Here is a 10,523-nt window from a genome sequence, read left to right as displayed (position 1 = left end):
ATTATAAACAGTAAATAATTTCATTTCTTGCCATCTAATTATCCTAAATCTCCGACCGGTCTAATTTGCATACTTTGGTTGTGTATACTCGATCTCGCCCGAAATTCTTTTGGGTAAATCTCCATTCATGCAATGAAGGGAATTTGTGATGAAAAAAGTTCTGTATGGCCTGTGGGCTATATCTGCGCTTGCGGCGACCTCTGTTTATGCCGCCCCCGTTCAGGTGGGGGAGGCCGCAGGGTCGGCAGCGGCGTCGGTTTCGGCAGGAAGTTCCTCCGCAACCAGCGTGAGCACCGTAAGTTCTGCGGTGGGGGTCGCCCTGGCGGCAACCGGTGGTGGCGATGGTTCTAATACCGGAACAACCACTACTACAACCACCAGTACCCAGTAGTACCGGTACGTTTAACCATAACCACACTTCGGTGTGGTTATTTTGGATTGCCATAAGCCTGTGGGATTTGTAGGCCGGGGTAAACATAGCATCACCCGGCAATAATGCGGAGAAGCGTCGTGAAGCGACCAGCGCTGATATTGGTTTGCCTGTTATTACAAGCGTGTTCAGCTACCACCGAAGGGCTGGGTCATTCGCTGTGGGAGAGTGTGTTTGGGTCACCTGGCGTTCTGATGACGGATGATGATATCCACAATATGCCCTACGCCAGCCAGTATATGCAGCTCAACGGTGGTCCCCGGCTGTTTGTCGTGCTCGCTTTTACCGAAAACGGGCAGCAGAAATGGGTGACTCAGGATCAGGCCATTCTCGTGACGCAGCATGGGCGACTGGTGAAAACGCAACTCGGTGGCGACAACCTGATCGAGGTGAATAATCTGGCGACAGATCCACTGTTCAAGCCCAATCAGATAGTTGATGGCGCAACGTGGACCCGAACGATGGGCTGGACTGAGCATCAACAGGTCCGTTACGCCACTGCCCACTCGATTTTCAAATGGGATGGCCCTGATAGCATCAGCGTGGGCAGCGAAGAGACCGCGGTTCGGGTGCTGGACGAAGAGGTGACGACCGATCAGGCGCACTGGCATAACCGCTACTGGATCGACAATGAAGGGCAAATCCGTCAGTCAGAGCAGTATCTGGGTGCACATTTCTTCCTGGTGAAAACCACGCTGATTAAGGCGGCAAAACCATGATGAAACGGACAATTACCGCGTTGCTCGTCAGTCTGAGTATGTCATCTGTTTTTGCCGCAGGTGACGTAAAAGTGATGATCGCAGGCCACTCAGAACCGCAGATGTTGACCGGTGCTGAACATCTGATCGACCTGGTGGGGCAGCCACGATTAAGCAACAGCTGGTGGCCGGCAGCGGTTCTCGGTGAAGCGCAAGGCACTATCTCGGCACAACGCCAGCAGCAGGCATTACTGGCGCGCCTGGCAGTGCTGAGTGCAGAGGAAAGTGGTGAGGATGCTGCAGCGATTAACGCGCTACGCCAGCAGATTCAGGCAGTGAAGATAACCGGCAGACAGAAGATTAACCTCGACCCGGATGTTGTGCGCGTCAGCGAACGAGGCAACCCGCCGTTGCAGGGTAATTACTCGCTGTGGGTTGGTCCACAGCCAACGGAGATAACGCTATTTGGCTTACTAAGTCGTCCGGGTAAACAACCGTTTATGCCCGGCCGTGATGTGGCCAGTTATCTCGCTGAACAACATCGGCTCAGCGGTGCAGATCGCAGCTATGCGTGGGTGGTCTATCCCGACGGACATATGCAGAAAGCGCCAGTGGCTTACTGGAACAAACGCCACGTTGAGCCGATGCCCGGCAGCATCATTTTTGTCGGACTTTCCGAAGCCGTCTGGAGCAACGTTCCGGATGAAATCAATGCCGATGTTCTTCGCACCCTGACTCAGCGGATCCCTGAATAATGAGAAAAACTTATCTGCTCAGCCTGTTGGCGCTGGGCGTGAGCGTTGCCTGCCACGGTGAAACCTGGCCTGCACCCGTTGGACCATCACAGTCCGATTTTGGCGGCGTGGGGCTGCTGCAAACCCCGACTGCGCGGATGGCCCGTGAAGGTGAAATGAGCCTCAACTACCGCGATAACGATCAATACCGTTACTACTCAGGGTCGGTGCAGCTTTTCCCCTGGCTGGAAACCACGCTGCGCTATACCGATGTTCGCACCAAAAAGTACAGCAGTGTAGAGTCGTTTTCTGGCGATCAGACATACAAGGATAAGGCGTTTGACCTCAAACTGCGGTTGTGGGAAGAGAGTTACTGGATGCCGCAGGTCGCGGTTGGTGCACGGGATATTGGTGGAACCGGTCTGTTTGATGCGGAGTACATTGTGGCGAGTAAAGCCTGGGGACCGTTTGATTTCTCACTGGGTCTTGGCTGGGGCTACCTGGGGACCAGCGGCAACGTCAGCAACCCGCTGTGTTCCTACAGCGATAAATTCTGTTATCGCGACAATAGCTACAAACAGGCGGGTTCTATCGATGGTAGTCAGATGTTCCATGGTCCGGCATCGTTGTTTGGCGGTGTGGAATATCAAACCCCCTGGCAGCCGCTGCGTTTGAAGCTGGAGTATGAAGGCAATAATTATCAGCAGGATTTTGCGGGTAAGCTGGATCAGAAGAGCAAGTTTAACGTCGGCGCTATTTATCGCGTCACCGATTGGGCCGACGTTAACCTCAGCTACGAACGTGGCAACACTGTTATGTTTGGCTTCACGCTGCGTACCAACTTTAACGATCTGCGGCCCGCGTATAATGACAATGCCCGCCCGAAATATCAGCCCCAGCCCCAGGATGCCATCCTGCAACATTCTGTGGTGGCGAATCAGCTAACGTTGCTGAAATATAACGCCGGGCTGGCGGATCCTAAAATTCAGGTGCAGGGCGATACGCTATACGTCACCGGTGAACAGGTGAAATACCGTGATTCGCGTGAAGGGATCGAACGCGCCAACCGGATCGTGATGAACGATCTCCCTGACGGGATCCGCACGATCCGCATTACGGAAAATCGCCTGAACTTACCGCAGGTGACGACCGAAACGGAGGTTTCCAGCCTCAAGCGCCATCTGGAAGGCGAGCCGCTGGGTCATGAAACCCAACTGGCGCAAAAACGCGTTGAGCCCGTGGTGCCGAAAACTACCGAGCAGGGCTGGTATATCGACAAATCACGTTTCGATTTTCACATCGATCCGGTACTTAACCAGTCGGTGGGTGGCCCGGAAAACTTCTATATGTATCAACTGGGCGTGATGGGAACGGCGGATCTGTGGGTCACGGATCACCTGCTGACCACCGGTAGCCTGTTTGCCAACCTCGCCAATAACTACGACAAGTTTAACTACACTAACCCACCGCAGGATTCGCATTTACCGCGGGTGCGTACCCATGTGCGTGAGTATGTACAGAACGACGTCTACGTGAATAACCTGCAGGCCAATTACTTCCAGTCTCTCGGTAATGGATTCTATGGACAGGTTTACGGCGGTTATCTGGAAACCATGTACGGCGGGGCGGGCGCGGAAGTATTGTATCGTCCGCTGGACAGCAACTGGGCGTTTGGCATTGACGCCAACTACGTGAAACAGCGTGACTGGCGTAGCGCACAGGACATGATGAAGTTCACCGACTACAGCGTGAAGACCGGGCATTTGACGGCGTACTGGAATCCTTCGTTTGCTCAGGATGTTCTGGTGAAAGCCAGCGTGGGGCAGTATCTGGCGGGTGATAAAGGCGGCACGCTGGAAATTGCGAAACGCTTCGATAGCGGCGTGATAGTTGGCGGCTATGCGACTATCACGAATGCATCGCCGGACGAGTACGGAGAAGGGGATTTCACCAAAGGGGTGTACGTTTCCGTGCCGCTGGATCTTTTCTCCTCTGGTCCAACCCGCAGCCGTGCAGCGATAGGCTGGACACCGTTAACGCGTGATGGTGGTCAGCAGCTTGGGCGTAAGTTTGGTTTGTACGATATGACCAGTGACAGGAGTGAGAACTTCCGTTGATGTGAATGTTGATCGCCCGGTGGCGCTACGCTTACCGGGCCTACGGCAGGCCGGGTAAGGCAAAGCCGCCATCCGGCAAGAACCGTTGTGCGAACAAAATCTAAACAAAAAATGTAGATCTCTGTCACATTTTTGCGTTATACAGGAACCTCGCCACTGAGTAAGAGGTGCTGTTATGACGTCGCTATCTCGTCCGCGCGTGGAGTTTATCTCCACCATCTTGCAGACCGTGCTGAATCTGGGGCTGCTGAGTCTGGGCCTGATCCTGGTCGTATTCCTCGGGAAAGAAACGCTGCATCTGGCAGATGTGTTGTTCGCGCCGGAACAAACCAGCAAATATGAGCTGGTGGAAGGACTGGTGGTTTACTTTCTGTACTTTGAATTTATCGCGCTGATTGTGAAGTATTTTCAGTCAGGGTTTCACTTTCCGCTGCGCTACTTTGTCTATATCGGGATCACTGCGATTGTGCGGTTGATCATTGTCGATCATAAAGCACCCATGGATGTGCTGATCTATTCTGCGGCGATCCTGCTGCTGGTGATCACCCTGTGGCTGTGCAACTCGAAGCGGTTGAAGCGAGAGTAAAAAACAACACGCCGTTGGGGCGGCGTGTTGCAGGTCAGTCTTATTGTGCAGAGACGGGTTTGGCTTTCTCTGCTGCGGGTTCCCACAGCTCTTCAAGTTCTTCCAGTGTTTTACCTTTGGTTTCCGGTACGAACTTCCACATGAACAGCGCCGCCAGAATGCCCATACAACCGTAAATCCAGTAGGAGAAACCGTTGTGGAAATGGGAAACCAGCCAGGAGTTTTTGTCCATCATCGGGAAGGTCCAGGAGACGAAGTAGTTCGCCAGCCACTGGGCTGCGACCGCAATGGCGAGTGCTTTACCGCGAATCGCGTTCGGGAAGATTTCTGCCAGCAACACCCAACACACCGGTCCCCAGGACATAGCGAATGCTGCGACATAAAACAGCATCGACAGCAGCGCCACCAGGCCGGAAGCCTGTGTATAAAATGCAGTGCCGAGGCTGAACATCCCAATTGCCATGCCGAGTGCGCCAATGATCTGCAGCGGTTTACGACCAAACTTGTCCACCGTCATGATAGCCAGCACGGTGAAGCTGAGGTTGATTACACCGACAATAATGGTCTGCAATAGTGCCACATCGGTGCTGGCCCCAAGCGTTTTGAAGACTTCCGGCGCGTAGTACAGCACGACATTGATGCCGACAAACTGCTGGAAGATGGATAACATCACGCCGATGACAATCACGCCTGCACCAAACATCAACAGACGACCACCGGTTTTGCGTCCATGCTCAAGTGACTGATTAATCTCCTGCATTGCCTGAGTGGCGAGTGTGCTACCCATAATTTTGCGCAGAATACCTTCTGCCTGCTCATGTCTGCCGCGCGCCATCAGCCAACGTGGGCTTTCTGGTACGGTATACAGCAGCAGTAAAAACAGCAGGGCGGGGATACTTTCGGAGGCAAACATATATCGCCAGCCATCGGTATTCAGCCAGTTGGCATCACCAGAACGGGCAATAAAATAGTTAACGCAGTACACCAGCAACTGGCCAAAAATAATCGCGAATTGGTTAAAGGAAACCAGTTTTCCACGAATATGTGCCGGAGCCAGCTCAGCAATATACATAGGTGAAAGCATGGAAGCTAAACCTACGCCAATACCACCGATGATGCGATAAATAACGAATTCGGGGACATACCCTGCTAAATAAACAGGTACAGCATTATCGGGGTTAATGGTGGTAAAACCTAATTCTGGCCATGCGGAACCGATGCCGGAAATAAAAAATAACAGCGCAGCGATTTTCAGCGAATCCCGGCGACCAAAGCGGTTACTGCAATACCCGCCAAGCGCGCCGCCGATGATGCAGCCAATCAGTGCACTGGCAACACAGAAACCTAACAGCGAGTTAGCGGCGGATTCACTTAAGTGTTGTGGGGCAACAAAAACGGTATTTAAGGACTCTACCGTACCGGATATGACTGCAGTGTCATAACCAAATAATAGACCTCCTAATGTAGCAACTAGCGTAATCGAAAATATATAGCTGGAATTATATTGGGTATTCATTCAGACCTGCCTTAGACGATACAGCTCTTTTTATCAGTATTGGAGATGGTGGATTTAACAGGCTGGGAAGACAATTATCATTTTTTACATTGCAATTACGTTTTGTCTTTTCTGTGATCTTAGCTCTGTTTAATATGTTGCCAGTCAGGTGGAGAATTTAATTGCAGTGATGGAGAGCACGAAAGGAAATAATCATAACGGCAATGCAAAATAACATAAAAAAAGGGCGCTCCGTAGAGCGCCGAATAACAGTCACAGGTTGGGATAACATAAGTTGAGGGTTGCAGTGGCATTGCCCGTTGCCGGGCGGGGTAACACAACTACTTTGATGAAACTTAACCTTTCACACCACCCGCGGTCAGGCCGTTGACCAGCCAGCGCTGTGCCAACAGGAATACCAGCGTGATCGGAATGGCGGAAAGTACAGCTGCGGCGGCAAAGTCGCCCCACAAATAGTTCTGTGGATTGAGGTACTGCTGCATACCTACCGCAAGGGTGTAGCTGTTCACATCACGCAGCAGCAGTGATGCGACCGGGACTTCAGTAATGGCGGCAATGAATGACAGAATAAACACGACCGCCAGAATCGGTACCGAGAGCGGCAACAGCACCAGGCGGAAAGCCTGCCACGGCGTTGCGCCATCCAGCGCGGCCGCTTCTTCCAGCGATCCATCAATGGTTTCGAAATAGCCTTTAATCGTCCATACATGCAGCGCGATACCGCCAAGATAAGCGAAGATCACGCCGCCATGGGTGTTGAGACCGATAAACGGAATATATTGGCCCAGACGGTCAAACAACGCGTATAACGCCACCAGGGACAGCACCGCCGGGAACATCTGGAAAATCAGCATCCCTTTCAGCAGCGTTGCTTTGCCCGGGAAACGCATGCGGGCAAAGGCATAAGCACAAGTGGTGGAGAGCGTCACAATACCGATCGCGGTAATGGTGGCTACTTTCACTGAGTTCCACAGCCATAACAGCACCGGGAAAGGCGGTGGCGTCACACGACCATCCGCGTGCTCTACGCTAAAGCCCAGCGCCAGTTTCCAGTGCTCCCAGGAGATGTTTTCCGGGATCAGACTGCCAGTGGCGAAGTTACCTTCGCGCAGCGAGATGGCAATAACCATCAGCAGCGGGAACATGATCGCCGCAATGAAAATCAGTAGCCCTAAGTGCGTGATTAGAAGGCGGAGCTTCTGAGATTTAGGTTGTACCATAGCCATAATATTTTTTACTCCCCTTGATACCGCTCCAGGCTATTTTGCTTGCCATTTTGAACTCGGCAGTGCTCAGAATCCTCACGTACTACGTGTACGCTCCGGTTCTTCCGCGCTGGCCGAGCTCAAACTGCCCGCGCCAATGACGCCTGGTTATTCCAATTAATCAAACTTCATACGTGTGGCTTTCAGGTTCACGATCGCCAGTGCGCCTACCAGCAGGAAGATCAGCGTGGCAATCGCCGCCGCCAGACCGAAGTCCTGACCGCCGCCGCCTTCAAAGGCGATACGGTAGGTGTAGCTCACGAGCAGGTCGGTATAACCGGCTGGTGTGGTGGTGCCAAGTCGGTCCGGGCCACCGTTGGTCAACAGTTGAATCAGCACGAAGTTGTTAAAGTTAAAGGCAAAGCTGGCAATCATCAGCGGCGTTAGCGGCTTAATCAGCAGCGGAAGCGTAATCTTAAAGAAGTTCTGGAACGGACCGGCGCCATCCATTGCTGATGCTTCATACAGGTCATCAGGAATCGCCTTCAGCAGACCCATGCACAGGATCATCATGTACGGATAGCCCAACCAGGTATTGACGATGATAATCATCGAACGCGCGGTGGTTGGGTCGCTGAACCAGGCCGGTTTGATGCCAAACAGTGTGCTCAGCATCATGTTGATTTCACCAAAGCTTTGGTTGAACAATCCTTTGAAAATCAGAATCGAGATAAACGACGGCACGGCATAGGGTAGGATCAGCAGGACGCGGTAAATCGCTTTACCTTTCAGGGATTCCCACTGCACCAGACAGGCCAGCACCATCCCTACGGCAACGGTCAAAATAACGGTCAGTACCGAGAAGACTACCGTCCAGACAAAGATGGCGAAGAACGGCTTCTGGATGCCTTCATCGGTAAAGACGCGGGTGAAGTTGTCCCACCCAATAGCGACGGTATAGCCTGGGCTGAGCTTTTCTGTACCCCAGCTCCCGTCAGCGTTAATGGCCTGATAGTAACCAATATCGTTGTTGGCGCGGTATTTTACGCCGCTCTGGTTATTGGTGAGTGTGCCGTCATCAGCGAGCGTATAGAGCGGCTGCGTGCCGGAGAACTGACGCAGTGAACTCATGATAACTTTGCTGTCATCCGGCAGAATGGCCGTTAACTGCGTCAGCGCCTGACGATTTTGGGTGATGATGCGCAGCGTCGCGCGTTCGCCAGTTGGCAGTGCATCTGCGTCCTTCAGTTGCAGTTTCTGCTCGCCGCCAAATTTAAAGGCATCGGAAACGTAATTTTTTCCTGTTTCACCGTCGGTAAGGGCCAGTTGCCACTCATCACCCGCCGGGTACAAGCCGAAATTATAGGTTTTGCCCGCCTGATATGAACGCTCCATCAGGACTTGTTGAGCGCGTTCAAAGGTCAGCTGGTTAGTGCTGCTGTAGTTGGTAAAGGCAATGGCAATGGTGCAAACCAACGGAAACAGAACAAACAGCCCCATCCCCGCGACACCAGGATAAACATAGCGCCAGGCATAGGCTTTACGGTTAGCGAAAATATACAGGCCAGCAGAGCTTAAAATCAGCGTCATGATGGCAAACAGGTACTCCCCCTGAGCGTACATCAAAACAACAAGGTAACCGACCAGTAGCCCAAGCAGACCCATCACTGACCATTTCAGCGTGTCGCTTTGCCACCAGTGTTTCTTTTTAATGACATCCATGGGGATCTTCCTCTACAACATTGAACATCTGTCGGCAAAAGTGCCTGATGGCGCTGCGCTTATCCGGCCTACGGTGAGTTGTAGGCCGGATAAGGCATTTATGCCGCCATCCGGCACGTGTGCTACAGCACTACTTGGTGATACGACCCTGTGCGTCTTTCAGTGCAGCATCAACAGTCTGACGACCGCTGGCTGCGTTGATCACTGCGGTACGAACGGCGTACCAGAACGCTGACATCTGCGGGATGTTCGGCATGATTTCGCCTTTCTGGGCGTTATCCATGGTGGCAGCGATGCGTGGATCTTTTGCTAATTGATCCTGGAAGGATTTCAGCGCAACGGCACCCAGCGGTTTGTCCTTGTTCACTTCATCCAGACCCTGATCGGTCAGCAGGTAGTTTTCGAGGAACTCTTTTGCCAGTTCTTTGTTCGGGCTGGCGGCGTTAATACCGGCGCTCAGTACCCCAACAAACGGTTTAGACGCTTTGCCTTTGAAGGTTGGCAGCAGCGTTACGCCGTAGTTGATTTTGCTCTTGTCGATGTTCGACCATGCCCACGGGCCGTTAATGGTCATCGCGGTATCGCCTTTGTTAAAGGCCGCTTCAGCGATGGAGTAGTCGGTATCCGCGTTCATGTGTTTGTTCTTGATGAGATCAACCAGGAAGGTCAGACCGGCTTTCGCGCCAGCGTTATCCACACCGACGTCTTTCACATCGTACTTGCCGTTTTCAAACTTGAATGCGTAACCACCGTCGGCAGCAATCAGCGGCCAGGTGAAGTACGGTTCTTGCAGGTTGAACATCAGTGCAGATTTACCTTTCGCCTTCAGCTCTTTATCCAGCGCAGGGATCTCTTCCCATGTTTTTGGCGGGTTCGGCACGAGGTCTTTGTTATAAATCAGCGACAGCGCTTCAACCGCGATTGGGTAGGCAATCAGCTTGCCGTTATAGCGTACGGCATCCCAGGTGAACGGATAGAGTTTGTCCTGGAACGCTTTGTCCGGGGTGATTTCGGCCAGCAGGCCAGACTGTGCGTAACCACCAAAACGGTCATGCGCCCAGAAGATGATGTCCGGGCCATCACCGGTCGCGGCAACCTGCGGGAATTTTTCTTCCAGCTTGTCAGGGTGCTCAATGGTGACTTTGATACCCGTGTCTTTCTCGAATTTTTTGCCCACTTCAGCGAGGCCGTTGTAGCCTTTATCGCCGTTAATCCAGATAACCAGCTTACCTTCTTCAATCTTGGCGAGAGCCGAGGCGGAGAACATCATCGTCGTCAATGCGGACAATGCGAGGATGCGTGCGCCAGTTTTGATTTTCATAGTTCCCATCCTGTTTGGTGATTTTGCAGAGGTGGCTTAACGGTTACTAGTTTCTTTATACGACAACCTCTTTCCATCCTCCTTACCCCTACGCCCCACCCGTTCTTTATGTGATCTGTGTTACATAAATGTGAGTAATGCGTACTGGCGCACATAAAAACCCACTGATTTTTGCAGGCTGCATCACGAAATTC

At 52.5% G+C, this 10,523-nt stretch carries 9 protein-coding genes and 1 pseudogene; 6 read left to right on the top strand and 4 right to left on the bottom strand.

Going from position 1 to position 10,523, the window contains the following annotated elements:
- Nucleotides 1–148 precede the first annotated feature (148 nt).
- From yjbE to psiE, 5 genes are all read left to right on the top strand, one after another.
- The gene (yjbE, locus tag NNO08_RS14360) at nucleotides 149–391 is read left to right on the top strand and encodes an exopolysaccharide production protein YjbE (protein ID WP_003826562.1); all 243 of its coding nucleotides are present in this window, start codon (nucleotides 149–151) and stop codon (nucleotides 389–391) included.
- A gap of 119 nt (nucleotides 392–510) precedes the next feature.
- Entirely contained in the window at nucleotides 511–1,149 is a 639-nt protein-coding gene (locus NNO08_RS14355; RefSeq protein ID WP_271456971.1) for a YjbF family lipoprotein, read from the top strand.
- Entirely contained in the window at nucleotides 1,146–1,883 is a 738-nt protein-coding gene (locus NNO08_RS14350) for a capsule biosynthesis GfcC family protein (protein WP_271456970.1), read from the top strand. Before NNO08_RS14355 ends, NNO08_RS14350 begins: the two co-directional genes overlap by 4 nt.
- Complete coding sequence (locus NNO08_RS14345) at nucleotides 1,883–3,979, top strand: YjbH domain-containing protein (protein ID WP_271456969.1); 2,097 nt, start codon at nucleotides 1,883–1,885, stop codon at nucleotides 3,977–3,979. Before NNO08_RS14350 ends, NNO08_RS14345 begins: the two co-directional genes overlap by 1 nt.
- A 175-nt stretch (nucleotides 3,980–4,154) precedes the next feature.
- Nucleotides 4,155–4,565 (top strand): phosphate-starvation-inducible protein PsiE, encoded by a 411-nt coding sequence (gene psiE / locus NNO08_RS14340; RefSeq protein ID WP_003031674.1) that lies wholly within the window; start codon nucleotides 4,155–4,157, stop codon nucleotides 4,563–4,565.
- Nucleotides 4,566–4,605: 40 nt separating this feature from the next.
- Here the strand turns inward: psiE and xylE are convergent, their stop codons facing one another.
- The 3 genes from xylE to malF all read right to left on the bottom strand — a co-directional run bounded on the left by xylE (nucleotide 4,606) and on the right by malF (nucleotide 9,008).
- Complete coding sequence (gene xylE / locus NNO08_RS14335; protein WP_137381191.1) at nucleotides 4,606–6,081, bottom strand: D-xylose transporter XylE; 1,476 nt, start codon at nucleotides 6,079–6,081, stop codon at nucleotides 4,606–4,608.
- A 335-nt stretch (nucleotides 6,082–6,416) separates the two neighbouring features.
- On the bottom strand, nucleotides 6,417–7,307 hold the full coding sequence (gene malG / locus NNO08_RS14330; RefSeq protein WP_137381190.1) for a maltose ABC transporter permease MalG: 891 nt from the start codon (nucleotides 7,305–7,307) through the stop codon (nucleotides 6,417–6,419).
- Between the two features lie 156 nt (nucleotides 7,308–7,463).
- Nucleotides 7,464–9,008, bottom strand: a complete 1,545-nt coding sequence (malF, locus tag NNO08_RS14325) for a maltose ABC transporter permease MalF (RefSeq protein WP_121585325.1) — start codon at nucleotides 9,006–9,008, stop codon at nucleotides 7,464–7,466.
- A 40-nt stretch (nucleotides 9,009–9,048) separates the two neighbouring features.
- Between malF and NNO08_RS23205 the strand changes: the two are divergent.
- Nucleotides 9,049–9,123, top strand: a pseudogene (locus NNO08_RS23205) (hypothetical protein); the annotation flags it as partial.
- A 15-nt stretch (nucleotides 9,124–9,138) separates the two neighbouring features.
- On the opposite strand, the gene malE reads toward NNO08_RS23205, so the two are convergent.
- On the bottom strand, nucleotides 9,139–10,329 hold the full coding sequence (malE, locus tag NNO08_RS14320) for a maltose/maltodextrin ABC transporter substrate-binding protein MalE (protein ID WP_003031680.1): 1,191 nt from the start codon (nucleotides 10,327–10,329) through the stop codon (nucleotides 9,139–9,141).
- Nucleotides 10,330–10,523: the final 194 nt, after the last annotated feature.

This window comes from Citrobacter sp. Igbk 17 (assembly GCF_028069775.1).
Taxonomy (GTDB): Bacteria; Pseudomonadota; Gammaproteobacteria; order Enterobacterales; family Enterobacteriaceae; genus Citrobacter.
Note: the sequence above shows the minus strand (reverse complement) of the source record. Positions and strands in the feature narration are given on the sequence as shown.

Coding starts and splice junctions, on each gene's coding strand:
- psiE (WP_003031674.1), top strand. CDS start 4,155: ATGACGTCGCTATCTCGTCCGCGCGTGGAGTTTATCTCCACCATCTTG.
- NNO08_RS14350 (WP_271456970.1), top strand. CDS start 1,146: ATGATGAAACGGACAATTACCGCGTTGCTCGTCAGTCTGAGTATGTCA.
- malG (WP_137381190.1), bottom strand. CDS start 7,307: ATGGCTATGGTACAACCTAAATCTCAGAAGCTCCGCCTTCTAATCACG.
- malE (WP_003031680.1), bottom strand. CDS start 10,329: ATGAAAATCAAAACTGGCGCACGCATCCTCGCATTGTCCGCATTGACG.
- malF (WP_121585325.1), bottom strand. CDS start 9,008: ATGGATGTCATTAAAAAGAAACACTGGTGGCAAAGCGACACGCTGAAA.
- yjbE (WP_003826562.1), top strand. CDS start 149: ATGAAAAAAGTTCTGTATGGCCTGTGGGCTATATCTGCGCTTGCGGCG.
- xylE (WP_137381191.1), bottom strand. CDS start 6,081: ATGAATACCCAATATAATTCCAGCTATATATTTTCGATTACGCTAGTT.
- NNO08_RS14345 (WP_271456969.1), top strand. CDS start 1,883: ATGAGAAAAACTTATCTGCTCAGCCTGTTGGCGCTGGGCGTGAGCGTT.